Origin of the sequence: Paracoccus sp. TD-10, assembly GCF_048270675.1 — a bacterium.
Classification (GTDB): domain Bacteria; phylum Pseudomonadota; class Alphaproteobacteria; order Rhodobacterales; family Rhodobacteraceae; genus Paracoccus; species Paracoccus pantotrophus.
In genome coordinates this window covers 744,157-768,842 of sequence record NZ_CP182418.1, presented here as the reverse complement: position 1 = coordinate 768,842, position 24,686 = coordinate 744,157, and the positions used below count along the sequence as shown (strand labels likewise).

Here is a 24,686-nt window from a genome sequence, read left to right as displayed (position 1 = left end):
AATATATCGCCGCAGGCCGGGGGCAATAATCGCCCGCATATCAATGGCGCCGATGGTGCACGGATCGGCAGGCGCACGATCCCATTCGAACGCTCCCCGGAAACTATTTCATGCGCCATGCAAATCCGGGCGCACGCCCTGGGAAAGGCGGCCGGCAAACCCGCCGAGGGGCTTGATAAGACTGTGAAAGGATGGAACAGTATTCGGCCGGGGCGTCACAGCCATGACGAAGGCCGGGAAAAACGAGGAAGCCTGGGATGCACCTGAAGCCACCGCCTCAAGATGGCCACGGATTTACGCAGACTTATCGCATTTACTATGCGGATACGGATGCAGGCGGCATCGTCTATCATTCCAAATACCTGGAATTTGCCGAGCGAAGCCGTTCCGAGCTGCTGAGACATGTGGGATACCCCCTCGTCAGCCCGAACGGAGAGCAATTCGTCGCGCGAAATGCAGATATTGCCTGGCAAAGGCCGGCCTGCCTCGATGATCTGATCGCTTGCACCTCATCCGTGATTTCCATCAGGGGCGCAAGCGTTCGTATCCGGCATGTCTTTCGCAAGGAAAACCAGGTGCTGGTCCGGATAGAAATCGAACTGGCGCATATAAACAAATCCATGAAACCCGCGAGAATACCGCCCGCCCTGGTCGAGGCATTCTTGCCCTATCTGGAGCCCGGCACGCCTGGCTGATGCCGGCTCCGGGTCGGCGCTTCTTCCGACCGGAGCCTGCCGCTCGAATCGGCTTCGCGGATTCATCTTGCGAATCCAGTGCGGTGGCTGGGAAGCATGGGCAGGCCGGTTCACCCGGCCCGCGATTGCCGATCATTGCCGCAAGACGGTCCGCAGGCCGTCAACGCGGCAAACGTGCGGCCAGCCGCAGCGCATGCGAGGGATCGGTCGCCGCGACCGGCATCACCGGGTCATAGGCGGCCCGGATCAATGCCGCCAGTTCCGGCGAGGGCGTGACGTCGCAGGCAAAGCTCAGCATGGCCCGCACGGCGACGGTTTCGGCCAACTGTCCCGGATGGGCCTCGGCCAGCCGTCCGCCCATGTTCACGAAACCGATGCAGGCCCGGATGGCGCCGTCGGCGTCAAAGCGGAACAGCCGATACTGGTCGGCATCGCTGCCCTGCAACCGCGCCGCCAGGTCGGGCTGGCCGGTCAGCCGATCGAGATCGGGCAGATCCCGCAGCTCCTGCCAGTCGCGCAGGAAAAAGGTCATCAGGTTCGCCCCCATCTCGGGATCGGTCTCGGCGATGGGGTGGCGGGCATGGGCCAGCACGGCGCGGGTCGCGTCGCGAAACACCGCCAGGCTTTCATCGGCCAGGCCGAAGATCACCGGCGCCACCGGCCGGCCCCAGCGCGCGCAAAGATAGCGCCCGTCGCGGGTGAACAGGCCGGCTATGGTTTCGGGTGTCATGGCATTTTGCGTCATGGCGCGACATTAGCCCGCACCAGGGGCGGAAGAAAGCGCCACCGGCAACCGGGCGATGCAGGCGCGGCGCCTGCATCGGGATCCGGGAACCGTCAATGCGGCCTGGCCGCCTCGGCGACCAGCGGACGGCCATTGCGCAGATGGCGCACCGCCAGCCTGCGCCCCTGCCGGCCCGAGACGATCTCGCGCGCGGCGACCGGCGGGGTCGCCTGCTCGCGCAGATCGGGGAAAAGCGCGAAAAGCTCCTCCCGGGCGCTGCGCCCGATGGCCTTCAGCGCCTGTGTGCCGGGATAAAGCGATTCCGCCTCGGCCCCGTTGGCAAAGACGACCTCGTGCCGGTCGAAGGCAAAGTGGAAATACTCCACCGCCTCCAGATCCTGCGCGATGTCGACCCCGTCCAGCATCAGCAGTTGCTTGGCGGCGACCAGCACCTCGGCGGTCCCGAACAGCCGCATCGCCACCCTGGAGCGCACCAGGATGCGATGCTGCGGCGAGACCAGCAGGTCGGAGGACGGCACCCCCTGCCCCAGGGCCCCGGCGCGGATGCGGATCGGGCGCAGCTTGGGCGTGGCCTTCAGTTCCCGGCCCAGCCGGCACGAGGCGATCCAGCGCAGCGGCTTCAGCCCGTTGTCCAGCGTCCGCACCAGATCGCCGATGCGCAGGCTTTCGACCGGGCGCGGCCCCTCGGCGCATTCGATCAGCGTGCCGCGGGTGAAACAGACGATCTCGGATTCGAAGATCTCGGCGCGGAATCCGATGGTGGCGACGCCCGTGTCCTCCGACAAGCGCATCACGCCCAGGATCTCGACCTTCGAGATGCGGGTATGGACGCTCCAGGCCGCCGCCGTGTCCGTCGAGGGACGGACGAACAGATCGCCATTGCTCATCTGCATGAGCACGCCGTTCAGTTCCACGACGCTGGCGTTGCCATCCTCGTCATGCACGGTCACGGCAAAGCGGGCGCCGAGAAAGGTGTTGAGGGTGACGTTGCTTTGCCGATTGCCATCCGGGTCGGTATAGGAGAACCGGCTGGCGGGTTGCAGAAGTCCCGCTTGATAGGTGGTTCTGAAGATTCTGTTGCTGCCCGAACCGAAGTAATCGCCGGTCAGGGCGACGGGCGCGATCTCGTCGCGACCCTCGGCCGCCCAGCCGTCGATCGCATTGGCCTGGTTCTGGCTGATGTTGCTGGAAGGGGAGGAATCGAGCAGGGACCGATTGCCGATCCACAGCAGGTTAACAGTCGTAACAGGCAATTCGCGCTCCTTTTGCGTTCGTTACCGGCTTCACCCAGCGCGCTTTGCCAAGTGAAAACATTGTAAAAATTCTGCGCCAAGCCCGCTTGACGAAAGCCAAGCCATGCGAGCATTGCAGTCAAAATGGAGATAATGCGAAAATCCGACGCTTGACCAGATCGAAAAAGCGGCAGCAGACAAGGCGGTCGCTTTTTGCTCGACCGGCCCGGCCGAGGATCATCGCCGCGCTCGGGTCGCGCGAGGCGCGGCCCCGGCCAGGGGACGGTCGCGCGCCGATCCGCAGGCCGTTCGGCACCGCCCGTTGCCATGACCGGAGTCGCGGTTGACCGGCGGGACGGGGCCGGTCAACGGCAAGAAGCAGGATCGCGACAGTTTCGTCTCGGCAGGGGCCAGCGCCCCACCGGCGGCGCCAAGGATTCCGCGGCATTCCCTTGCCCTTGCCGCCGCGCCAAGGCCGCATGGCCCGCGCGTGGGGCGCACCACCCTTCGGTTGCGCGATCGCGATCAGCGATCCGTCGGCCCCTGGCCTGCCGCCGCGCCTATTCCGCGGCGCGGCTGCGTGCCGCGTCCAGCATGGGCGCCAGATAGCGGCCGGTATGGCTGGCCTCGACCTCGGCCACGTCTTCGGGCGTGCCGGTGGCCACGATGCGGCCGCCGCCGTCGCCGCCCTCGGGGCCGATGTCGATGATCCAGTCGGCGGTCTTGATGACGTCCAGGTTATGTTCGATCACCACCACCGTATTGCCCTGCTCGACCAGGGAATGCAGCACCTCCAGCAGCTTGCGCACATCCTCGAAATGCAGCCCCGTCGTCGGCTCGTCGAGGATATACAGCGTCTTGCCGGTCGCGCGGCGCGACAGTTCCTTGGACAGCTTGACCCGCTGCGCCTCGCCGCCCGACAGCGTGGTGGCCTGCTGGCCGACCTTGATATAGCCCAGCCCCACCTCGACCAGCGCATCCATCTTTTCGCGGATCGAGGGCACGGCCTTGAAAAACTCCTGCGCGTCCTCGACCGTCATGTCCAGCACGTCGGCGATGGACTTGCCCTTGAAGGTCACTTCCAGCGTCTCGCGGTTGTAGCGCCTGCCCTTGCAGGTCTCGCAGGTGACATAGACGTCGGGCAGGAAATGCATCTCGATCTTGATGACGCCGTCGCCCTGGCAGGCCTCGCAGCGCCCGCCCTTGACGTTGAAGCTGAAGCGGCCCGGCTTGTAGCCGCGCGCCTTGGCCTCGGGCAGGCCGGCGAACCAGTCGCGGATCGGGGTGAAGGCGCCGGTATAGGTGGCGGGGTTGGACCGCGGCGTACGGCCGATCGGGCGCTGGTCGATGTCGATCACCTTGTCCAGATGCTCCAGCCCCTTGATCGTCTCGCAGGGGGCCGGGGTCTGGCGCGCGCCGTTCAGCCGCAGGCTGGCGGTCTTGAACAGGGTCTCGATGGTCAGCGTCGACTTGCCGCCGCCCGAGACGCCGGTGACGCAGACGAACTTGCCCAGCGGGAATTCGGCGGTGACGTTCTTGAGGTTGTTGCCGGTGGCGCCGACCACCTTCACCGCCTTGCCATTGCCCTTGCGGCGTTCCGACGGCACGGTGATCTCGCGCGCGCCGGACAGGTATTGCCCGGTCAGGCTGCAGGGATCGGCGGCGATCTCGGCCGGGGTGCCGCGGGCGACGACCTGGCCGCCATGCACGCCCGCGCCCGGCCCCATGTCGAAGACATAGTCGGCATGGCGGATCGCATCCTCGTCATGCTCGACCACCACGACGGAATTGCCCTGGTCGCGCAGCCCCTTCAGCGTCGAGAGCAGCCGGTCGTTGTCGCGCTGATGCAACCCGATCGAGGGCTCGTCCAGCACGTAAAGCACCCCGGTCAGCCCCGAGCCGATCTGGCTGGCCAGGCGGATGCGTTGGCTTTCGCCACCGGAAAGCGTACCGGCCGCGCGGGACAGCGTCAGGTAGTCCAGCCCGACATTGACCAGGAAGCCCAGTCGCTCGCGGATCTCCTTGAGGATGGCGGCCGCGATCTCGTTCTTCTGCTTGGTCAGGTGCTTCGGCGCCGCCTCGACCCAGGCCAGCGCCTCGCGGATCGACAGTTCGGTGACATTGCCGATATGCGCGCCGGCGATCCTGACCGCCAGCGCCTCGGGCTTCAGCCGATAGCCTTCGCAGGCGCCGCAGGGGCGGTTGTTCTGGTATTTCTCGAATTCTTCGCGCACCCAGGCCGAGTCGCTTTCGCGCAGCCGCCGCTCCATGTTCGGGATCACACCCTCGAACTGGCGGGTGACCTCATAGACGCGGCCGGCATCGTCGAAGCGGAACGGGATCTCGTCCTGGCCCGAACCGCGCAGGAACATCTCGCGCACCGCGTCCGGCAGATCCTTCCACGGCGTCTTCTTGTCGAAGCCGTAGAACTTGGCCAGAGCGTTGACGGTCTGGGTCAGGTAGGCCGATTTCGACCTGGCCCAGGGCGCGATGGCCCCCTGCGCCACCGACAGCGCCGAATCGGGCACCACCAGCCGCTCATCGAAGAACAGCTCGACCCCCAGCCCGTCGCAGACCGGGCAGGCGCCGAAGGGCGCGTTGAAGGAAAACAGCCGCGGCTCGATCTCGGGGATGGTGAAGCCGCTGACCGGGCAGGCGAAATTCTCGGAGAAGGTGATGCGCTCGGCTTCACCTTCGGAGGGCGCGGTTTCCAGCACCGCGATGCCGTCGGCCAGGTCCAGCGCGGTGCGAAAGCTGTCGGCCAGCCGCGTCTCCATGCCCTCGCGCACGACGATGCGGTCCACGACGACGTCGATATTGTGGCGGAATTTCTTGTCGAGGGTCGGCGGCTCGTCCAGCTCGTGGAACTGGCCGTTCACCTTCACGCGTTGGAAGCCCTGCTTGCGCAGCTCCAGGAACTCCTTCTTGTATTCGCCCTTGCGGTCGCGGACGATGGGCGCCAGCAGATAGGCGCGCGTGCCCTCGGGCAGTTCCATCACCCGGTCCACCATGTCCTGCACCTGCTGCGCCTCGATGGGCAGGCCGGTGGCCGGCGAATAGGGCGTGCCGGCGCGGGCGAACAGCAGCCGCAGGTAGTCGTAGATCTCGGTCACCGTGCCGACGGTCGAGCGCGGGTTCTTCGAGGTCGTCTTCTGCTCGATGGAAATCGCCGGCGACAGGCCGCTGATATGGTCGACATCCGGCTTGCCCATCATGTCGAGGAACTGCCGGGCATAGGCCGACAGGCTTTCGACATAGCGCCTCTGCCCCTCGGCATAGATGGTGTCGAAGGCGAGGCTGGACTTGCCCGAGCCCGACAGGCCGGTGATCACCACCAGCTGATCGCGGGGGATGTCCATGTCCACATTCTTCAGATTGTGCTCGCGCGCGCCGCGAACCTCGATGAACTTCTGTTCCATCGCGCCAGTCCTGATTCCGCCAAGCGCATGAGATAGGCATCCGCGCCGAAATGGCAACCCGGAACAGAACAACTCGGGAACATTTCCGCTTGCGATGCCAAGCGCCCTGCCCCACCATGCCGGTGAGTCGCAAACGGAAGGCAACGGGAGGCACCGAATGGCCCGACAGCATTACAAGGGCAGCTGCCAATGCGGCAGCATCGCCTATGAGGTGGACGCCGATCTGGACCAGACCTTCACCTGCAACTGCTCGCGCTGCCAGCGGCTGGGCTTCGTGCTGGCCTTCGTGCCCAGAACGGATTTCCACCTGACCAGTGACGGGCCGGTGACGGAATACCTGTTCAACCGCAAGCAGATCCACCACCGCTTCTGCCCGACCTGCGGGGTGGAATCCTATGCTTTCGGCACGGGCACGGACGGGGTCGAGATGGTGGCGGTGAACGTGAACTGCCTGGAAGGCGTCAACCCGCGCGCACTGGCCAGCCAGGCGGTGGACGGCGCCAGCTACTAGCCGCCGGTATGGCTCATGAAGCGGCTGACCTGCCCGGCGACATGCTGGCGGGAATAGTCGAAGTCGTGGCCCTTGGGCTTGCGGGTGATCGCCTCGCGGATGGCCTCGCGCAGCGGCGCGTCGTCCGGGCTGGCGCGCAGCGGCGCGCGCAGGTCGGCGCGGTCCTCCTGCCCCAGGCACATGAACAGCTCGCCCGTGCAGGTGACGCGGACGCGGTTGCAGCTTTCGCAGAAATTATGCGTGAGCGGCGTGATGAAACCGATCTTCTGCCCGGTCTCCTCCAGGCGCACGTAACGCGCCGGCCCGCCGGTCCGCTCGGCCAGCGGGGTCAGGGTGAACCGCTCGCCCAGGCGGTCGCGCAGGTCGGACAGCGCCCAATACTGGTCCAGCCGCTCTTCCTCGCCCATCTCGCCCATGGGCATGACCTCGATGAAGGTCAGGTCGTGGCCCTGGTCCGCGCACCACTCGACCAGCCGGAACAATTCGTCCTCGTTGAAGCCCTTCAGCGCGACGGTGTTGATCTTGACCCGCATGCCGGCCGCCTTGGCGGCCTCGATCCCCTGCATGACCTGCGGCAATCTGCCCCAGCGGGTGATCTGGGCGAAGCGGTCGGCATCAAGCGTATCCAGCGAGACATTGACCCGCCGCACACCGCAATCGGCCAGTTCGCCGGCGAATCGCGCCAGCTGGCTGCCATTGGTGGTCAGCGTCAATTCGTCCAGACCCGCCCCCAGGTGGCGCGACATGGCGCGAAAGAATTCCATGATGTTGCGCCGCACCAGCGGCTCGCCGCCGGTGACGCGCAGCTTGCGCACGCCCAGGCCCACAAAGGCGGAACACAGCCGGTCCAGTTCCTCCAGCGTCAGCAGGTCGCGCTTGGGCAGGAACTGCATATGCTCGGCCATGCAATAGGTGCAGCGGAAATCGCAACGATCCGTCACCGATACCCGAAGGTAGGTGATCGGCCTGGCAAAGGGGTCTATCAGCGGGGCATGCGCATCCATGGCGCAAAGATAAGCACGGCCCGGCATCGGCACAAGCCGGCCGATCCGTTGATGGTCTCGTAACCATGAATGGAAGCTCGGGTGGACAGCAGGGGCCGGCCGGGTCTAGCCTCGCCCCGATCTGGAAAAGGATGACAAGGACAAGCGCATGCCGATGACCAAGCCGATCCTGCGCCTTCTGGGCGCGCTGGCGCTGCTGGCACTGGCCGCCTGCACCCCTGCGACGCAGACCGCACCCCGCACGCCCGGCACCACCGCGGGCAGCGACGGCGGAACGGCCGGCACCGAAGCCGCCGCGGCGAACCCGACGCTGACCGCGGCCGCGCGCCCCTCGCCCGCGGCGCGCACGGCGGCGGAATTCGACACCACCACCCGCGAGCAAAAGGCCGCGGCCGCCGCCCCGCCCACCACGGGCGAGCGTCGGCTGGGCACCACCATCGCCTCGCTGGGCGACCCTTCGCAGCCCGGCTTCTGGATCAAGACGCCGCTGGTGAAATCCGAAGCCGATGGCCGGATCGTGAACCCGGCGAACCGCAAATCCGCCAAGGTGCGGCTGATCCCGCTGGACGGCCCGGCCAGCGGCGGCAGCCAGGTCTCGCTGCCGGCCTTGCAGCTGATCGGCGTCAGCCTGACCGACCTGCCCACGATCGAGGTCTATGGCAACTGATCGGCGCCCGGCCGGTCCTGCCCGGTCCTGCCGCGGTTTTCCGGCAGCCACCGCCCCGCCTCGCGCCGGGCAAAAGGCTTCAGCCGCGCGCCATGCTCGGCCAGCCAGCCGCGCACGCGGCCGGGGTCGTGCTTGGACAGTTCGCGCAGCCACCAGCCGATGGCCTTTTGCACGAACCATTCCCGGTCATCGGCCAGCCGGGCCAGCCAGGACAGCACGCGCTCGCGCCGCTCCAGATCCTGCGGCTTGGGGTTGCGGATATGCGTCCAGGGCAGCGTGCCGACCAGCGCTGCGCGCCGCACCCAGTAGCTGGGATGATCGAGCCAGGGCTCGATCTCGTCCAGCCGCTCGGGCCGGGCCAGCAGCCGCCGCTCGCCCGCCTTCATGGCATGGTCGGCGATCGCCCAGGTGTCGAATTGCGGCACCCAGCCGGCAATCAGCTCCCAGACCGCCTCATCGGGCCGGATCCGCGCCTGGGTCAGCAGCTTCGCCGCCGCGATCCGCGCCTCATGCACATCGCTGTCCCAAAGCCGCCGTGCCAGATCGACCCGCCCCGGCACGTCGAGCCCGGCCCGCCAACCGCGGGCCAGTTCGTCGATCGCCGGCACCGTCACGCCCAAATAGACCCGCGCCGCCTTGTGATAGGCCGCCATCTCGACCGCCTTGCCGGCATCGCCCAGCGCCTTCAACTCATCCAGTTCCCGCATCTTCACCGTTTTCCGAATAGATCGGCCGGTCGCCGATCCCGTGGGGGAATAATCCGCACCGCTGGCGAAAAGAAGCAATGAAAAAGGGGCGACGCCAGAGAGAGACGCCGCCCCAGTCGAATACGCCAAGAGGGAAACCTGACGATGGCAAGCCAACGCCGCAAATCCCGATCCGGTTCATCACAATTCCTCGACCGCCGTCACGGGCCAGCCGCGACTTGCGTTGGCCCGGCAAAAGCGCAAGCCTGCACCGGAGCCGAACGGAAGGAGCCCCGCCATGAACAAGCCCGCGACCGACCTCAAGATGCTGCTGAAAGACCCCTCGCTCTTGCAGACCCGCGCCTATGTCGCCGGCGAATGGATCGACGCCGATGACGGCAAGACCTTCCCGGTGGTGAACCCGGCCCGCGGCGACGTGATCGCCGAGGTGGCGGACCTGTCCCGCGCCGAGGTCGCCCGCGCCATCGCCGCAGCCGCCGAGGCGATGAAGGGCTGGGCCGCCCGCACCGCCAAGGAACGCGCCCAGATCATGCGCAAATGGTTCGACCTGATGATGGAGAACCAGGACGACCTGGGCAAGATCCTGACCGCCGAGCAGGGCAAGCCCCTGCCCGAGGCCAAGGGCGAGATCGCCTATGGCGCCAGCTTCATCGAATGGTTCGGCGAGGAGGCCAAGCGCATCTATGGCGAGACCATCCCCGGCCACCAGCCCGACAAGCGCCTGACCGTGATCCGCCAGCCGATCGGCGTGGTCGGCTCGATCACGCCCTGGAACTTCCCGAACGCGATGATCACCCGCAAATGCGGCCCGGCCATCGCCGCCGGCTGCGGCTTCGTCGGCCGCCCCGCCGCCGAGACCCCGCTTTCGGCGCTGGCGCTGGCGGTGCTGGCCGAACGCGCGGGCGTGCCCAAGGGGCTGTTCAGCATCGTGACCTCGTCGCGATCCTCGGACATCGGCAAGGAGTTCTGCGAGAACCCGCTGATCCGCAAGCTGACCTTCACCGGCTCGACCGAGGTCGGCCGCATCCTGCTGCGCCAGGCTGCCGACCAGGTGCTGAAATGCTCGATGGAGCTTGGCGGCAACGCCCCCTTCATCGTCTTCGACGATGCCGACCTGGATGCGGCGGTCGAGGGCGCCATGGCCTCGAAATTCCGCAACAACGGCCAGACCTGCGTCTGCGCCAACCGCATCTATGTGCAGGCCGGGGTCTATGACGAATTCGCCCGGCGGCTGGCGGCGGCGGTGGACAGGCTGCGGGTCGGCGACGGGCTGGAAGAAGGCGTGACCACCGGCCCGCTGATCAACCGCGATGCGGTCGAAAAGGTCCAGGAACATATCCAGGACGCGGTCGAGGGCGGCGCCTCTGTCCTCACCGGCGGCAAGCCGCGCGACGGGCTGTTCTTCGACCCGACGGTCGTGACCGGCATCACCGACAAGATGAAGGTGGCGAGCGAGGAAACCTTCGGCCCGCTGGCGCCGCTGTTCAAGTTCGAGACCGAGGAAGAGGCCGTCGAGCGCGCCAATGCCACCATCTTCGGGCTTGCCGCCTATTTCTATGCCCGCGACATCGGCCGCGTCACCCGCGTCCAGGAGGCGCTGGAATACGGCATCGTCGGCGTGAACACCGGCATCATCTCGACCGAGGTGGCGCCCTTCGGCGGCGTCAAGCAGTCAGGGCTTGGCCGCGAGGGCTCGCGCCACGGCATCGAAGATTACCTAGAGATGAAATACATCTGCCTGTCCATCTGACCGGCCAGGAAGAAACCCCGGAGCCGGGCTCCGGGGTTTGCGGGATCAGTGATCCTCGTCTTCGTCGTCATCCGCGTCGGGCAGGTTGAAGAAGCTGTCCGCATCCAGGTTGTCGTCCGGCTCGGGCTTCTCGTCATCCTTGCTGAGGCTGAAATTCTCCAGCCCGGCGATCGAGCTGGGCAGGCGCGGCTCGTCCGACATGGCAAGCGAGGTCTCGGTCGAAAGCAGCTTGCGACGCTCGTCATCGGTCATGGCGCCGCCCTCGGCGGCCTTGCGCTTGGCGGCCTTCTGCACGGCGGCGTCAAGCTCGGACTGACGGCAAAGCCCCAGCGCCACCGGGTCGATGGGCTGGATGTTCTGGATGTTCCAATGCGTGCGGTCGCGGATCGAGGCGATGGTCGGCTTGGTGGTGCCCACCAGCTTCGAGATCTGCGAATCGGCCAGTTCGGGATGAAACTTGACCAGCCACAGGATCGCTGCCGGCCGGTCCTGGCGCTTGGACAGCGGCGTGTAGCGCGGGCCGCGACGCTTCTCCTCGCCCTCGGCGGCGGGGTTGTGCTTGAGCTTCAGCCGGTAGAGCGGATTCTTCTGCCCCTTCTCGATCTCGGACGCATCGAGCTGGTTCGAGGCGACCGGGTCGAAGCCCTTGACGCCGACCGCCACGTCGCCGTCGGCGATGCCCTGGACCTCAAGCTCGTGCATGCCGCAGAAATCGGCGATCTGCTTGAAGCTCAGCGTCGTGTTGTCGACCAGCCAGACGGCGGTGGCCTTGGCCATCAGCGGCTTGTTCATGACCTTCTCCTTAACAATATCTCTTCCGGCCGGGGAAAACGGCTTTCGGCGGCTGCCATTCCATTTTCGGGGGATTGACAGGCTATATAGGCCCGGAAGGGAGCAAAATAAAGCCTGAAATTCGTGGCGCGCGGCCGGGACCGGCGTTAGGTTCGCCGGCATGAGACCGGCCGCCCTGATCGCCCTTTTGCTGTTCGCCCCCGCGGCCCTGGCCCAGGACATCGCGGGACGGTTCGACTATTACGTGCTGTCGCTCAGCTGGTCGCCCAGCTGGTGCCGGACCCAGGACGAGGCCGAACAATGCGCGACCGGGCGGCGCCTGGGCTTCGTCGTCCATGGCCTGTGGCCGCAATACGAACGCGGCTGGCCGGAATATTGCCGGACCGAAGCCCGCGACCCCGCGCGCCACGAAACCCGTGCCATGGCGGATCTGATGGGAACGGGCGGCCTAGCCTGGTATCAATGGAAAAAGCACGGCCGCTGCTCGGGCCTGCCGGCGCGGGACTATTTCGCCCTGACCCGCAAGGCCGCCGCCCGGATCGCCCTGCCCGAGACGCTGCGCCAGCTCGACCGCGACGTCACCCTGCCCGCCCAGGTGATCGAAGACGCCTTCATCGAGGCCAATCCCGGCCTTGCACGCGACGGCATCACCGTGACCTGCCGCGCCCGCGCCCTGCAGGAGATCCGCATCTGCCTGACCCGCGACCTGCGGCCGCGTGCCTGCGCTGAGGATGCCGGGCGGGATTGCCAGGGCAGCTTCCTGATGCCGGCGCCGCGCTGATGGCGCGGCCGCGTGCCTCCGGCGGGGATATTTGGACAAGGAAGAGACCGTTAACCAAATCGCAAGGATTTTCTGTCAGCTTGGAATCACGGAACAGGCGGGGACGCCGATGGCCGTCAAGGAAGAAGCCACACCCCGACCTTCAGCTCCGGCGGGCGGGGTGTGTGCTTTTCTTTCTTGCCCAAATATCCCCGCCGGAGGCTCCGGGCCGTGCCATAGTCGCCGAAGCAGTCAATCCGCGGCCGAAACCCGCAACAGGATCTTGCCGATATGGCCGCTGCCCTCCATGCGGCGATGCGCCTCGGCCGCCTCGGCAAGCGGGAAGGTGCTGTCGATCAACGGGCGCACCGCCCCCGCCTCGACCAGCGGCCAGAGCCGCTCCTGCAGTTCGGTGGCGATGCGCGCCTTGGCCAGGTCGGATTGCGGCCGCAGGGTCGAACCGGTCACCGACAACCGCCGGGCCATGATCTGGGCGAAGTTGATCTCGGCCTTGGGCCCGGCGAGGAAGGCGATCATGGCAAGCCGGCCGTCATCCGCAAGGCACTTGATATTGCGAGCGATATAGTCGCCGCCGACCATGTCCAGGATCAGGTCGGCGCCGCCGGCCTTGCGCAGCACGGCGACGAAATCCTCCTCGCGATAATTGATCGCCCTGGCGCCCAGCTTCTCGCAGGCCGCGCATTTCTCGGCCGAGCCTGCCGTCGCCCAGACCCGCGCCCCCAGCGCCTTGGCGATCTGGATCGCCATGGTGCCGATGCCCGATGAGCCGCCATGGACCAGGAAGCGCTCGCCCGGCTGCAAGCCGCCGCGCATGACCACGTTGGACCAGACAGTGAAGGCGGTTTCGGGCAACGCGGCGCCCAGGCGCAGAGACAGCCCCTGCGGAATCGGCAGGGCGTGGTCTGCGGGACAGGTCGCATATTGCGCATAGCCGCCGCCCGGCAGCAGGGCGCAGACCCGGTCGCCCGGCCTCCAGCACGTGACGCCCGGACCGACGGCCGCCACTTCGCCGGCACATTCCAGGCCCGGCAGGTCCGAGGCCCCCGGTGGCGGCGCATAGGAGCCGGCGCGTTGCAGCACGTCGGGACGGTTCACCCCGGCCCAGGCAACGCGGATCAGGATCTGGCCATGCCCGGCCACCGGCACCGGCCGCGTCACCGGCCGCAGAACCTCGGCCCCGCCGGGGGATGAAATCTCGATTGCCTGCATCACATCGGGAATCACCCGTCGCCTCCTTCTGTCCGGGCGCGCGGATTTGCGCGCAACGCTCCGGGCAGATTGCGATTTTCCGGCCGCCTGATCCAGCCCGTCGCAAGCCCGGCCAGGGTCGAGACGCCGGGCAGTCCGCCGACCCGTTCCTTCAGGCTTTCGAAGCGCATCACCCCTTCGATGCGGCGGTCCAGGAAGCGGCGCGTCTCCTCGGCCTCGGGCGAATCGTCGCCCAGCCAGTAAAGCACCGTCGCGCCATAGACGGCCGACAGCGTCGCGCGCTTGGAATACCAGTTCACGTCCTCGGAGCGGTCGCCGAGCCCGTCCCAGATCGCATCGGCCGTCTCCCAGACCAGCCGCGCGCCAAGCGCCGCATTCTGCGGCAAGGCCAGGATCGCCGCCCCTGCCCGTGCAAGCTCGCGGTTGCTGAGCGACAGCCGCCGCATCACCGCCGCCGAGACCCGGTCGCGAAACCGGCCCTCGGGCGGATGCGCCGCCAGCCAGTCGCGCAGCGCCTGGTCGCCCCGGCGGTGATAGGCGGCGGCCAGATCCGCGCCGCCGCGCGGCAGGTGCACCCGCGCCAGGGCCGGGTTCATGCCGATGTCGCGCGCGCCCTCGGCGATGGCCTTGTCGCCCATGCCCTCGAAGATGACGTGGGACAGCGCGGCCTCGATCAGCCGCTCGCGGTCATCCGTCATGGCACTCTCCTTTTTCTTCGTGCGGCGCGGGTCCGGAAAATCTGGACAAAGCCGATTCGGCTTGCTAGAAGGCCGCGTCCTGCAAATCAGCTCAACTTTAACCTAGGAAGGTGGTGACAACCACATGCAGGTAAGTGTTCGCGACAACAACGTCGAACAGGCGCTTCGTGCTCTGAAGAAGAAACTTCAGCGCGAGGGGGTGTTCCGTGAAATGAAGCTCAAGCAGCATTTCGAGAAACCCTCGGTCAAGAAGGCCCGTGAAAAGGCCGAGGCCGTCCGCCGCGCCCGCAAGCTGGCGCGCAAGAAAGCGCAACGCGAAGGCGCGCTGTAAGACGAGCGACACGTTCGTTTCAGGAAAACCCCCGTGCCATGCGCGGGGGTTTTTCATTCACGCCGGTTCCTTTCATCCCGGTTCCTTCACACCGGCAGCGCCGTGGTGAAGGCCACCGTGCGCAGCGAGAACGAGGAATGCATCTGCTGCACGCCCGGCAGCTTGGCCAGCCGCTGCCGGTGGATGCGGGCAAAATCGTCGGTATCCTGCGCCACCACCTTCAGCAGGTAATCCGCCGAACCGGCCATCAGGTGACATTCCAGCACGTCGGGGATGGTGCGCACGGCGCGCTCGAAAGCCTCCAGCAACTCGTCGGCCTGGCCCGACAGGGTGATCTCGACAAAGACCGTGGTCGGCCGCTCCAGCTTGCGCGCGTCGAGCAGCGCGACATAGCCGCGGATCACCCCAGCCTCCTCCAGCCTCTGCACGCGGCGGTGGCAGGCGCTGGGGGAAAGCCCGGCCTCGTTTGCCAGATCGGCATTGGTCATGCGCCCGTCGCGTTGCAGGACGGAGAGAATGCGGCGATCCGTCGCGTCAAGCTCGATCATCGGGGCGATCCCTGTCTCGCGGGCGCCGGTCGGCGCCGGTTTCTTCGACCATAGCGCCGCCAGAGGCCGGATATAAGCGAAAATCACCGCAACAGGCAGCAAGGCACGACCCCAGGGCGCCGCGCCGCCGCCTTGGCCGGCCGCTTCCGCCTCAGACGCTGCGGGCCCGCAACTCGTCGCGGATCTCCATCAGCAGCTCCTCCTGCGTCGGGCCGGCGGGGGCGGCCGCCTCGGCCTCTTTCTTGCGGATCGCGGCGCTTTGCACCTTGTTCACCGCCTTGACCAGCAGGAACACCGCCCAGGCGACGATCAGGAAGTTGATGACCGCCGAGAGGAAGGCGCCATAGGCAAAGACCGAGGCGCCGGAATCGCGCGCCACCTGCAGGCTGGCGCCCGGCGGAACCTCGCCCTTCAGCACCAGGTAATGCCCGCTGAAATCCGTGCCGCCGGTCAGCAGCCCGATGATCGGGTTGATCAGGTCGGCGACCAGCGAATTCACGATCGCCGTGAAGGCCGCGCCGATGATGATGCCGACGGCAAGGTCGATGACATTGCCCCGGGCGATGAATTCCTTGAACTCCTTGAACATGGGCTTACCTTTCCCGGCCTGTTGCACGCGTTCCGGCAAAGGCTGCCACATCACGCTAACCCCTTGCAACATGAGACAGGACTGGACAGGAAACGACATGACGGCATTATCCGAATTTCCGATCACCCGCCGCTGGCCGCCCCGGCGTCCCGAGGTCATCCAGCTTTACACGCTGAACACGCCGAACGGCATCAAGACCTCGGTCATGCTCGAGGAATGCGGGCTGGACTATGACGCGCATCGCATCAGCATCTCCGACCCCGAGGACCAGTTCACCCCCGAATTCCTGTCGCTGAACCCCAATAACAAGATCCCGGCGATGATCGACCCGAACGGGCCGGACGGCAAACCCATGGGCCTGTTCGAAACCGGCGCCATGCTGATCTATCTGGGCGACAAGACCGGCAAGTTCCTGCCCGCCTCGGGTGCGGCGCGCTACCACACCATCCAATGGCTGATGTGGCAGATGGGCGGGGTCGGGCCGATGTTCGGCCAGGTCGGCTATTTCCACCGCTACAAGGGCAGCGAGATCGAGGATCCCCGTCCCCGCACCCGCTATTACGACGAGGCGCGGCGGCTCTTGGGCGTGCTGGACCGCCAGCTTCAGGGGCGCGACTGGATCACCGGCGAATATTCCATCGCCGACATGGCCGTAGGGCCCTGGCTGCGCACGGTCCGGGTGAATTACGAGGCCGAGACAGAGACCGGCATGGATGGCTTTGCCAACGTCCAGGCCTATCTGGAACGCTTCCTGGCCCGTCCCGCCGTGCAGCGCGGCATCGAGGTCGGGGCCGCCTGACCGGCATCGCGGCAGGGCTTGCAACCGATACGCGATTCATGGACCGTCCGGGAAACATCGCGGACGGTCTCATGCCTTTTATCGAGCATAACGGAAAACGTATCCTTTTCATCCACATCCCCAAGACCGGCGGCACCTCGGTCGAGAACTGGATGCTGGGCATCGCGCCGCTGCGCCTGTTCAGCCAGGGCATCCCCGCGGCGATGAAATGCACGCCGCAGCATCTGCGCATGCAGGACATCCGCGCGCTGCTGGGCGAGGGCTATTTCGACCATGTGCTGACCGTGGTGCGCAACCCCTACGACCGCGTCGCCAGCGAATACCGGATGCGGGTGCATCTGGCGAAAGAGAATTTCTTCAAGGGGTTGCCCGTCTTCTCGCTCTGGCTGGAGGATTGGCTGAACCGCCAGAAGCGCGAGCCCTTCTGCCTGGACAACCACCTGCGCCCGCAATGGGAGTTCCTGGGCAGCGAAGTCGAGACCTTCCGCTTCGAGGACGGCTTGCAGGCCCCCCTCGCCCGCATGGCGGAATGGCTGGGCGTCGCCCCGCCCGAAAGCCTGCCCCACGACCTGCGCCCCGACCCGCTGGGGATCGCCTGGGACCAGGTGGACCGGATCCGGGTGCGCGACCATTACGCCCGCGATTTCGAGACGCTGGGCTATTTCACCGACTGAACCGGGGCATCAGGCCGGGGCGCGGACCCCGGCCCCATGGCCCGCCCTAGCTGCGCAGCACGCCGCCGGTGGCCTTGCCGACCTTTTCGACGATCTTGGCGCTGACCGCCTCGATCTCGGCATCGGTCAGGGTCTTTTCCCGCGGCTGCAACCGCGCGGTGATGGCGATGGACTTCTTGCCGCCTTCCAGCCCGGTAAACTGGTCAAAAACCGTCACCCGCTCGATCAGCGCCTTGTCCGCACCCGCCGCCGCGTTCACCAGCGCCAGCGCCTCGACGCCGCCATCCACCACGAAGGCGAAGTCGCGCTCGACCGCCTGCAGGTCGGACAGCACCAGCGCCGGGCGCGAGGGCGATTTCACCTTGGGCAGCGGCACGGCGGCGATGCGAATGGTAAAGCCGACCGCCGCACCCTTGATGCCGAAATGCCGCAGCACGCGAGGGTGGATCTCGCCAAATGTCGCCAGCGCATTCGGCCCCAGCGCGATGTTCCCCGCCCGGCCCGGATGCCACCAGCCGTCCAGCTTGCGGTTGATCTGCGCCTTGGCCGGCGCGCCGATGGCCTGCAACACCGCCTCGGCATCGGCCTTGGCGTCGTAGATATCCACCTTGCGCCGCGAGGCATAGGGGTCGCGCGCCGCATTCGCCCCGACCAGGATGCCCGACAGGTGCAGGTCCTGCTCGCCCGGCTCGCCGCCGCTGAACACGGGGCCGCATTCGAACAGCGCCAGATCGGCAAAGCCGCGCGCCTGGTTGCGCGCCGCCGCCGCCAGCAGGCCCGGCAGCAGGTCGGGGCGCATATGCGTCATCTCGCTGCTGATCGGGTTCTCGATCCTGACCGCGTCGGAACCGCCACCGAACAGCGCCGCGGCCTTATGGTCGATGAAGCTGTAGGTCACGCATTCGTTGTAGCCCAGCGAGGCTGCCATGCGCCGCGCCGCCTGTTCGCGGCGCTGCAAGGGGGTCAGCACCGGCTGCGGCACGCCCGCCTGCGGGCGCGGCAGCGGCTGGCCCTGCAGCTTGGTCAGGCTGGCGATGCGCGCCACCTCCTCGACCAGGTCGGCGCTGCCCTGCACATCGGGACGCCAGCTGGGCACGAAGGCCCGGTCGCCCTCCAGCCGGAAACCCAGCGCGGTCAGCGTCGCGCGCTGTTCGGCCTCGGGGATGTCCATGCCGACCAGGCTGCTGACCCGCGCCGGTTCCAGAAGGTAGCTGCGGGTCGTGTCGGGCACCGCGCCCGCCGTCACCACCTCGGAGGCCTCGCCACCGCAAAGCTCCAGGATCATCTGCGTCGCCCGTTCCAGGCCCGGTTGGGTAAAGGCCGGATCCACGCCGCGCTCGAAACGATAGCGCGCGTCCGAGTTGATCTTCAGCGCCCGGCCCGCCGTGGCGATGGCGATGGGATCCCAATAGGCGCTTTCCAGGAAGACGTTCACCGTCTGGTCCGAGCAGCCGCTATGCTCGCCGCCCATGATGCCGGCGATGCTTTCCGGGCCGGCCTCGTCGGCGATGATCATGGTGCCGGGGGCAAAGGCATAGGTCTTGCCGTCCAGCGCCAGCAATGCCTCGCCCTCGACCGAGGCGCGCACGGTCAGGTCGCCCTTGACCTTGTCGGCATCAAAGACATGCAGCGGCCGGTTCAGGTCGAAGGTGAAGAAATTGGTGATGTCCACCAGCGTGTTGATCGGCCGCAGCCCGATGGCGGTCAGCCGCTTTTGCAGCCAGTCCGGCGACGGCCCGTTCCTGACCCCGCGGATCAGCCGGCCGCTGAAGAACGGCGCCTTCGGTGCCATCTCGGGCGCGATCGCCACCTGGATGGGCGAGGCAAAGCTGCCCGGCACGGTCACGTCCCTGACCGGCTTCAACCGGCCCAGCCCGCGCGCGGCAAGGTCGCGGGCGATGCCATGCACCCCCAGCGCATCGGGGCGGTTCGGGGTGATCTTGATCTCGATCACCGGATCGACGGCCTCGGGCCGGTTCGCGGCCAGCCAATCGACGAACCTGTCGCCCACCTCACCCGAGGGCAGCTCGATGATACCGTCATGCTCCTCCGATAGTTCCAGCTCGCGTTCCGAGGCCATCATGCCATGGCTTTCGACGCCGCGGATCTTGCCGACGCCCAGGGTCACGTCGATGCCGGGGACATAATCGCCGGGCTTGGCCAGCACCACGGTGATGCCGGCGCGGGCATTGGGGGCGCCGCAGACGATCTGCTTCTCGCCCTCGTCCGTCAACACCTTGCAGACCCGCAGCCGGTCGGCATCGGGATGCTGCTCGGCATGCAGAACCTTGGCCAGGGTGAAGGTCTTCAACTTGGCAGCCGGATCGGCCACGCCCTCGACCTCGAGGCCAAGGTCGGTCAGCGCCTCGGTGATCTCATCGAGGGAGGCTTGAGTGTCGAGATGCTCTTTGAGCCAGGAGAGGGTGAATTTCATTGCGGCGGCTCCGTCGGGTTTGCGCGACCCTTAGCGCATGGCGCGGCGGATTGGTAGGGTGGTGGAGCCGGATGCGCAGGGCCCTTGTCGCGACCCGACGACAAACTTCGCCCGTGCGCGGTCGCGGCTACGCGCAGGTTTCTTAGCAAGCGGGTATTGCGTCGCATCGGCGGAGACAACGATTCTTACGATGACCAATCGCGAAGAGTACTCTGCGACTAAAGAAGAAGGTCGGCCCAAAAAACCAGTAGCCCGCAGCAAACCAGAATAAAGCAGAGCTGAAAAAACCCGCGTAAATACCTGTTTTCGGTTCCGCCAAAAGCCAGAGCAGAAAATGTAACGGCAAATACTGTAAAGAAAAAATAAGCGTGATTCTCTGGGATCAGCAATACATGCCGTGCAATACCTACAACCGCACCGGGGAAGGCAAGATTGAACCACGAAGCAGAAACGTGGATCACACCCCAGGACGCCGATATCGCGCCAAAAAGCACGGCGATGGTCAGGTCCAGTTCGCCGATCATCCTGCCGACAGGGCGTTGTGAACGAGGCATAATGAGAACCTGCCAGAGCTTGCGCAGATCTAGGAAAAGAACCACCGTGAAAAACGTCATGGCGGGCAAAGACAGGGCCATCAGTGCAACCGCGATCAACCAAGGCTCTTGCATTTCGGGGCTGAGCTCTGGAACGGCCGCGGTGACAAGTGCCGTCTTTATACCTACAGAAAAGGCAGATACAGATATGGCAATCCCTCCGATCGTCCATATCCGCGTCAGCGCCCCGGAGAAATCATACTCCTCGGTCCGACCAACCGAAGGGGCATCCCTCACCGCGACAGCCCACCGCTCACGCTCGGCATGTCCCCCGCCGCGAACCCGTAATGCCGCAGCCAGCGCAGATCGCTTTCAAAGAATGCCCGCAGGTCGGGAATGCCGTATTTCAGCATGGCGATCCGGTCGATGCCCATGCCGAAGGCGAAGCCCTGCCATGCCTCGGGGTCGATGCCGCCGGCCGCCAGCACCTTGGGATGCACCATGCCCGAGCCCAGGATCTCGAGCCAGCTTTCACCCTGGCCGATGGTCAGCTTGCCGCCCTCCCAGGAACAGCGGATGTCGACCTCGGCCGAGGGCTCGGTGAAGGGGAAATGCGAGGCGCGGAAGCGCAGCTCGACCTCGTCCACCTCGAAAAAGGCGCGGCAGAACTCCTCCAGCGTCCATTTCAGGTTCGCCATCGAGATGTCCTTGCCCAGCGCCAGCCCCTCGACCTGGTGGAACATCGGCGTATGGGTCTGGTCCATGTCCATGCGATAGACGCGGCCCGGGCAGATCACCCGGATCGGCGCGCCGCTGGCCTGCATGGCACGGATCTGCACCGGCGAGGTATGGGTCCGCAGCACATGCGGCGGGCGCGGGTCGTCCGCCGCGCGGGCCATGAAGAAGGTGTCATGCTCCTGCCGGGCGGGATGCTCGGGGGGGATGTTCAGCGCATCGAAGTTGAACCAGTCGCTTTCGATCTGCGGGCCCTCAGCGACGCGGAAGCCCATGTCGGCGAAGATCGCGGTGACTTCTTCCGTGACCTGGCTGATCGGGTGGATGGTGCCCTGCGGCCGCGGCCGGCCCGGCAGGGTCACGTCCAGCCATTCCTGCTTCAGCCGCGCATCCAGCGCCGCATCCTCCAGCCCCTGCTTGCGGGCGCGCAGCGCGGCGTCGATCTCGTCCTTCAGCCGGTTCAGCGCGGCGCCTCGGGTCTGGCGCTCCTCGGGCGTCATCCGGCCCAGTTCCTTCATCATGCCGCTGATCTCGCCCTTCTTGCCAAGGGCGGCCAGGCGCACCTGCTCCAGCGCGTCGCCATCGGCGGCGGTCGAGATGCGGTCGAGATAGGACTGGCGAAGAACGGTCAGGTCGGACATGGGCGGGCTTCCTTGCGGTTTGCCTGCGCCGATAGCACGTGGGGGCCGCAGGGAAAAGCCTCAGCGGGCGAAGGTTTCCGCCACCAGCTCGGCCGGGCGGCACAGCCGCACGCCGCCGGGGCCGCAGACGAAGGGACGCTCGACCAGCAGCGGGTTCTCGACCATGGCGGCCAGAATGTCCGCATCGCCGGCATCCAGCAGACCGCGCGCCTCGGCATCGGTGCCCTTGACCCGCAGCGCCTGGCGCGGGGTCACGTCGGCGGCGGCGAGCAGGCCCAGAAGCTGGGCGCGGGTCCAGCCCTCGCGGGCATAATCGACGATCTCGGGCCCGTACCCGGCGTCACGGATCATCTGCAAGACCTTGCGCGAGGTCGAGCAGGTCGGCTTGTGATAGATGGTGATCATGGCGCGACTTTGGCGCGGGCCGGCCGGGCTTTCAAGAGCGTTCGGAAACCGTCAGCCAGACCCCGCCATGCGGCCGAAGCGTCAGGATCATGCGCGGCTGCGGCTGGCGTGCGGTCAGTTCGAAGCGCAGACGCGCGACCAGCGTGGCCAGGATGATCACCGCCTCCTGCAAGGCGAAACTGGCGCCGATGCAGATCCGGGGACCGGCGCCAAAGGGCAGGAAGGCAAAGCGGTCGCGGGTCACGCCGGGGGCGAAACGCTCGGGGTCGAAGCGGTCGGGATCGTCCCAGAGCATGCGGTGGCGATGCAGTGCATAGATCGGCAGCATGATCGTGTCGCCCGGCCGCACCTCGCGCCCGCCCAGCGTGTCGTGGATGCGGGCAGTGCGCGACAGGAAGGCCGCGGGCGGATAAAGGCGCAGCGCTTCCTCGACCACCTGCCGGATATAGGTCAGGCGCGGCAGATCGGCGGCGGTCGCCGCGCGACCGCCCAGCACCGTGCCCGCTTCGATGGCGGCGCGGTGCTGGACCTGCGGATCGAAGGCCAGCAGGTAAAGCGCCCAGGCCAGCGTCAGCGCCGTCGTCTCGTGCCCGGCGACGATAAAGGTCAGCAGGTTGTCACGCAGCTCGGCCGGGGTCATGCGGCGATGGGTCTCGGGATCCTCGCCGGCCCGCAGCAGGTCCAACAGGTCCGGCACCGCACGCGGGCCCGACCGGGCGCGGGCCTGGATCGCCTCGTCGGCGACGCGCTTCATCCGCCGCAGGTCACCGCCGGAAAACAGCCGGCCGGGGCGCGGAATCCAGCCGGGCAAACCCAGGATGTCCAGCACCGAAATCCGCGCCGTGCCGGCGATATAGGCGTCGATGGCCTGGTGCACCGCGTCGCGGTCGAAACCCTCGTCGCCGGAAAAGGTCACGTCCGAGATCACCTCGAAGGTCGCAGCCACGGTCTCGGCAAAGACATCGACCGGGCCGTCGGCCGCCGCGAGCCGCTGCGCACTGGCCTCGGCGGCAGCGGTCATCACCGGACCCAGCGCCTCGACATGGCGTTGGGCAAAGGCCGGGGCGGCGGCCAGGCGCTGCCAGCGCCAATGCGCACCCTCGGCCACGAACATCGAATTGCCGATGGCGGGCTCCAGGATCAGCCGGGTGACGAAGGATTTCGGATAGTCCTCAACCCGATCCTTGAGCACCCGGCGCAGCGCCTCGGGGTCCATGACCATGTGCCAGCGCTTGCCGGTCTTGCCCGAGACCATGGGCTGACGGGTGGCAAGGTCGGGGATCAGCTCCAGCACGTTGCGCCGCGCGGTCATGGCGCTGGCGATCACCCCCATCGGCTTGTGGTGCAGCGGCACGCGCACAGGATAGCGGTTGGGCGGGCGATCGGGGGACATCAGCGCAAGACCTCGCCGGCAGGACCGAAGCTCCCGGCTTCTTTCTTGTCAAAATATCCTGGGGGAACGCCGGCCCGGCCCCTTCGAGGGGCCGGGCCGGTGTGGGGGCAAAGCCCCCCTCTCCCTCCAGCATCCGGGCATGAAAAAACCCGCGCCGGGAAGAACGCGGGTTTTCTCCGTTTCATCCGCCCGCCCCGATTCAGGCGGCGGCTTTCGCCTGCGCCACGACGGCCGCAAAGGCCTCGGGCTCGTGGACGGCCAGATCGGCCAGAACCTTGCGGTCCACCTCGATGCCCGCTTTCGCCAGCGCGGCGATGAAGCGCGAATAGGTCATCTCGGCATCGACGGCGCGGACGGCGGCGTTGATGCGCTGGATCCACAACGCGCGGAAGTTGCGCTTGCGCGTCTTGCGGTCGCGGGTGGCGTATTGGTTGGCCTTGTCGACGGCCTGGGTCGCGGTGCGGAAGTTGCGCGACCGGTTGCCGTAATAGCCTTTCGCCGCGTCAAGAACCTTCTTGTGGCGGGCGTGGGTGATCTTACCCGATTTGACTCGTGCCATGTCCGGTTCTCCTTAGCGGTTGTAGGGCATGTATTTCTTGACGATCTTCGCGTCCGCATCGGACAGGATCATGGTCCCGGTCACGTCGCGGATGAATTTCGTCGAGCGCTTGATCATGCCGTGGCGCTTGCCGGCCGGGCCGGCCTTGACCTTGCCCGAGGCCGTCATCGAGAACCGCTTCTTGGCGGCCGATTTGGTCTTCATCTTCGGCATTTTACTCTCCTTGCGGTCAGAGTGAACGCGCGACTCGGCAATGCCATCTCGGCCGGCCGCGCGGGTGGAAGCGTGCCCTATAAGCGGACACGCACGAATTGGCAAGGGTTATTGACCCTCGGCCGGCGCCTCGCTTTCGCCTGCATCTGCGGCGTCGGCGGCAGGCTCTTCGGCCGCGGGCTCTTGCGCCGCCGGGGCCTCGGCCTCGGGCTCCGCCGCTTCGGGCGCTTCGACTGCGGGGGGTTCGGCCGCGGGTGTGTCGGCCGCGGGGGCTTCGGCAGCCGGTGTCGCGGCTGCATCGGCGGCCGGGGCTTCCTCCGGCGCCTCCTCGGCCGGGGCCTCGGGCGCGGGCGCCGTGACCGGGTCGGTGCCGGTCGTCACCTCGCCGCTCACCAGCCGCTGCCAGCTTTCCTGCAGGGACTGGATGCCGAAGGGCCGCTGATCGAGCCAGCCGCCCGCCAGCAGCAGCACGATGCCCAGCACCAGCAGGATCGCGGCGCCTCGGGGGGCCTGCGTGCGCGCCACCGACAGGATGGCCAGAAGGACCGAGAGCGCGCAAAGCGCCACCCCGGCCAGCAGCAGGATATCGATCATCGGATCACCTTTCCGTTGCGGATCTCTT

27 protein-coding genes are annotated in these 24,686 nt (G+C 66.8%); 8 read left to right on the top strand and 19 right to left on the bottom strand.

Annotation, left to right across the window (positions count from 1 at the left end):
* The first annotated feature begins 257 nt into the window (after positions 1-257).
* Positions 258-695, top strand: a complete 438-nt coding sequence (locus ACNKFW_RS03780) for a YbgC/FadM family acyl-CoA thioesterase (protein ID WP_147427664.1) — start codon at positions 258-260, stop codon at positions 693-695.
* Between the two features lie 160 nt (positions 696-855).
* On the opposite strand, the gene ACNKFW_RS03775 is transcribed toward ACNKFW_RS03780, so the two are convergent.
* From ACNKFW_RS03775 to uvrA, 3 genes are all read right to left on the bottom strand, one after another.
* Positions 856-1,425 (bottom strand): hypothetical protein, encoded by a 570-nt coding sequence (locus ACNKFW_RS03775; RefSeq protein WP_024843622.1) that lies wholly within the window; start codon positions 1,423-1,425, stop codon positions 856-858.
* A gap of 107 nt (positions 1,426-1,532) precedes the next feature.
* Positions 1,533-2,693: a Hint domain-containing protein gene (locus ACNKFW_RS03770; protein ID WP_024843621.1), complete on the bottom strand. Its 1,161-nt coding sequence runs from the start codon at positions 2,691-2,693 to the stop codon at positions 1,533-1,535.
* Positions 2,694-3,232: 539 nt separating this feature from the next.
* Entirely contained in the window at positions 3,233-6,091 is a 2,859-nt protein-coding gene (gene uvrA, locus ACNKFW_RS03765; protein WP_147427663.1) for an excinuclease ABC subunit UvrA, read from the bottom strand.
* 157 nt (positions 6,092-6,248) lie between these two features.
* On the opposite strand from uvrA, the gene ACNKFW_RS03760 reads away from it, so the two are divergent.
* The gene (locus ACNKFW_RS03760) at positions 6,249-6,602 is read left to right on the top strand and encodes a GFA family protein (RefSeq protein ID WP_024843619.1); all 354 of its coding nucleotides are present in this window, start codon (positions 6,249-6,251) and stop codon (positions 6,600-6,602) included.
* On the opposite strand, the gene moaA is transcribed toward ACNKFW_RS03760, so the two are convergent.
* A complete protein-coding gene (gene moaA / locus ACNKFW_RS03755) occupies positions 6,599-7,633 on the bottom strand; it encodes a GTP 3',8-cyclase MoaA (RefSeq protein WP_024843618.1) in 1,035 nt (344 codons plus the stop codon). The two genes, ACNKFW_RS03760 and moaA, sit on opposite strands and share 4 nt — an antisense overlap.
* A gap of 121 nt (positions 7,634-7,754) precedes the next feature.
* On the opposite strand from moaA, the gene ACNKFW_RS03750 reads away from it, so the two are divergent.
* The gene (locus tag ACNKFW_RS03750) at positions 7,755-8,273 is read left to right on the top strand and encodes a hypothetical protein (RefSeq protein WP_374327946.1); all 519 of its coding nucleotides are present in this window, start codon (positions 7,755-7,757) and stop codon (positions 8,271-8,273) included.
* On the opposite strand, the gene ACNKFW_RS03745 is transcribed toward ACNKFW_RS03750, so the two are convergent.
* Both ACNKFW_RS03745 and ACNKFW_RS03740 read right to left on the bottom strand, forming a co-directional pair.
* Positions 8,261-8,980 (bottom strand): DNA alkylation repair protein, encoded by a 720-nt coding sequence (locus ACNKFW_RS03745; RefSeq protein WP_024843616.1) that lies wholly within the window; start codon positions 8,978-8,980, stop codon positions 8,261-8,263. The two genes, ACNKFW_RS03750 and ACNKFW_RS03745, sit on opposite strands and share 13 nt — an antisense overlap.
* Complete coding sequence (locus ACNKFW_RS03740) at positions 8,964-9,161, bottom strand: hypothetical protein (RefSeq protein ID WP_147427662.1); 198 nt, start codon at positions 9,159-9,161, stop codon at positions 8,964-8,966. Before ACNKFW_RS03740 ends, ACNKFW_RS03745 begins: the two co-directional genes overlap by 17 nt.
* A gap of 96 nt (positions 9,162-9,257) precedes the next feature.
* Between ACNKFW_RS03740 and ACNKFW_RS03735 the strand changes: the two genes are divergently transcribed.
* Complete coding sequence (locus tag ACNKFW_RS03735) at positions 9,258-10,730, top strand: NAD-dependent succinate-semialdehyde dehydrogenase (protein WP_147427661.1); 1,473 nt, start codon at positions 9,258-9,260, stop codon at positions 10,728-10,730.
* 45 nt (positions 10,731-10,775) lie between these two features.
* Here the strand turns inward: ACNKFW_RS03735 and ACNKFW_RS03730 are convergent, their stop codons facing one another.
* Positions 10,776-11,522, bottom strand: a complete 747-nt coding sequence (locus tag ACNKFW_RS03730; RefSeq protein WP_024843614.1) for a DUF1013 domain-containing protein — start codon at positions 11,520-11,522, stop codon at positions 10,776-10,778.
* 160 nt (positions 11,523-11,682) lie between these two features.
* Between ACNKFW_RS03730 and ACNKFW_RS03725 the strand changes: the two genes are divergently transcribed.
* Positions 11,683-12,303: a ribonuclease T2 family protein gene (locus ACNKFW_RS03725; protein ID WP_024843613.1), complete on the top strand. Its 621-nt coding sequence runs from the start codon at positions 11,683-11,685 to the stop codon at positions 12,301-12,303.
* 231 nt (positions 12,304-12,534) lie between these two features.
* Here ACNKFW_RS03725 and ACNKFW_RS03720 read toward each other — a convergent pair whose 3' ends face one another.
* Both ACNKFW_RS03720 and ACNKFW_RS03715 read right to left on the bottom strand, forming a co-directional pair.
* Complete coding sequence (locus ACNKFW_RS03720) at positions 12,535-13,512, bottom strand: NAD(P)H-quinone oxidoreductase (RefSeq protein ID WP_036747255.1); 978 nt, start codon at positions 13,510-13,512, stop codon at positions 12,535-12,537.
* An 11-nt stretch (positions 13,513-13,523) separates the two neighbouring features.
* Positions 13,524-14,210 (bottom strand): COQ9 family protein, encoded by a 687-nt coding sequence (locus ACNKFW_RS03715; RefSeq protein WP_024843611.1) that lies wholly within the window; start codon positions 14,208-14,210, stop codon positions 13,524-13,526.
* A gap of 124 nt (positions 14,211-14,334) precedes the next feature.
* Here ACNKFW_RS03715 and rpsU point away from each other — a divergent pair, with 124 nt between their 5' ends.
* Positions 14,335-14,541 carry a 30S ribosomal protein S21 gene (gene rpsU, locus ACNKFW_RS03710; protein WP_011748553.1) on the top strand — a complete coding sequence of 69 codons (207 nt, stop codon included), beginning with the start codon at positions 14,335-14,337 and terminating at the stop codon, positions 14,539-14,541.
* 86 nt (positions 14,542-14,627) lie between these two features.
* Here the strand turns inward: rpsU and ACNKFW_RS03705 are convergent, their stop codons facing one another.
* Both ACNKFW_RS03705 and mscL read right to left on the bottom strand, forming a co-directional pair.
* The gene (locus ACNKFW_RS03705) at positions 14,628-15,086 is read right to left on the bottom strand and encodes an Lrp/AsnC family transcriptional regulator (RefSeq protein WP_024843610.1); all 459 of its coding nucleotides are present in this window, start codon (positions 15,084-15,086) and stop codon (positions 14,628-14,630) included.
* A gap of 154 nt (positions 15,087-15,240) precedes the next feature.
* Positions 15,241-15,678, bottom strand: coding sequence for a large conductance mechanosensitive channel protein MscL (mscL, locus tag ACNKFW_RS03700; protein ID WP_024843609.1), 438 nt, complete (start codon positions 15,676-15,678; stop codon positions 15,241-15,243).
* A 97-nt stretch (positions 15,679-15,775) separates the two neighbouring features.
* Between mscL and ACNKFW_RS03695 the strand changes: the two genes are divergently transcribed.
* Together ACNKFW_RS03695 and ACNKFW_RS03690 are read left to right on the top strand one after the other, a co-directional pair.
* Positions 15,776-16,477 (top strand): glutathione S-transferase C-terminal domain-containing protein, encoded by a 702-nt coding sequence (locus ACNKFW_RS03695; protein WP_028710093.1) that lies wholly within the window; start codon positions 15,776-15,778, stop codon positions 16,475-16,477.
* A gap of 71 nt (positions 16,478-16,548) precedes the next feature.
* The gene (locus tag ACNKFW_RS03690; protein WP_024843607.1) at positions 16,549-17,151 is read left to right on the top strand and encodes a sulfotransferase family 2 domain-containing protein; all 603 of its coding nucleotides are present in this window, start codon (positions 16,549-16,551) and stop codon (positions 17,149-17,151) included.
* 46 nt (positions 17,152-17,197) lie between these two features.
* On the opposite strand, the gene pheT is transcribed toward ACNKFW_RS03690, so the two are convergent.
* The 8 genes from pheT to ACNKFW_RS03650 all read right to left on the bottom strand — a co-directional run bounded on the left by pheT (position 17,198) and on the right by ACNKFW_RS03650 (position 24,658).
* Positions 17,198-19,585 (bottom strand): phenylalanine--tRNA ligase subunit beta, encoded by a 2,388-nt coding sequence (gene pheT, locus ACNKFW_RS03685; protein WP_147427660.1) that lies wholly within the window; start codon positions 19,583-19,585, stop codon positions 17,198-17,200.
* Between the two features lie 218 nt (positions 19,586-19,803).
* Positions 19,804-20,415: a hypothetical protein gene (locus ACNKFW_RS03680; protein ID WP_143091250.1), complete on the bottom strand. Its 612-nt coding sequence runs from the start codon at positions 20,413-20,415 to the stop codon at positions 19,804-19,806.
* Positions 20,412-21,494 carry a phenylalanine--tRNA ligase subunit alpha gene (pheS, locus tag ACNKFW_RS03675; protein ID WP_418024734.1) on the bottom strand — a complete coding sequence of 361 codons (1,083 nt, stop codon included), beginning with the start codon at positions 21,492-21,494 and terminating at the stop codon, positions 20,412-20,414. The genes ACNKFW_RS03680 and pheS overlap by 4 nt, the downstream gene beginning before the upstream one ends.
* A gap of 60 nt (positions 21,495-21,554) precedes the next feature.
* The gene (locus ACNKFW_RS03670; protein ID WP_024843603.1) at positions 21,555-21,899 is read right to left on the bottom strand and encodes an arsenate reductase family protein; all 345 of its coding nucleotides are present in this window, start codon (positions 21,897-21,899) and stop codon (positions 21,555-21,557) included.
* Positions 21,900-21,930: 31 nt separating this feature from the next.
* Positions 21,931-23,292: a cytochrome P450 gene (locus ACNKFW_RS03665; protein ID WP_147427658.1), complete on the bottom strand. Its 1,362-nt coding sequence runs from the start codon at positions 23,290-23,292 to the stop codon at positions 21,931-21,933.
* 199 nt (positions 23,293-23,491) lie between these two features.
* Positions 23,492-23,851, bottom strand: coding sequence for a 50S ribosomal protein L20 (gene rplT / locus ACNKFW_RS03660; protein ID WP_011748559.1), 360 nt, complete (start codon positions 23,849-23,851; stop codon positions 23,492-23,494).
* Between the two features lie 12 nt (positions 23,852-23,863).
* Positions 23,864-24,064, bottom strand: a complete 201-nt coding sequence (rpmI, locus tag ACNKFW_RS03655) for a 50S ribosomal protein L35 (protein WP_024843601.1) — start codon at positions 24,062-24,064, stop codon at positions 23,864-23,866.
* A gap of 108 nt (positions 24,065-24,172) precedes the next feature.
* Positions 24,173-24,658: a hypothetical protein gene (locus ACNKFW_RS03650; RefSeq protein WP_114669538.1), complete on the bottom strand. Its 486-nt coding sequence runs from the start codon at positions 24,656-24,658 to the stop codon at positions 24,173-24,175.
* Positions 24,659-24,686: the final 28 nt, after the last annotated feature.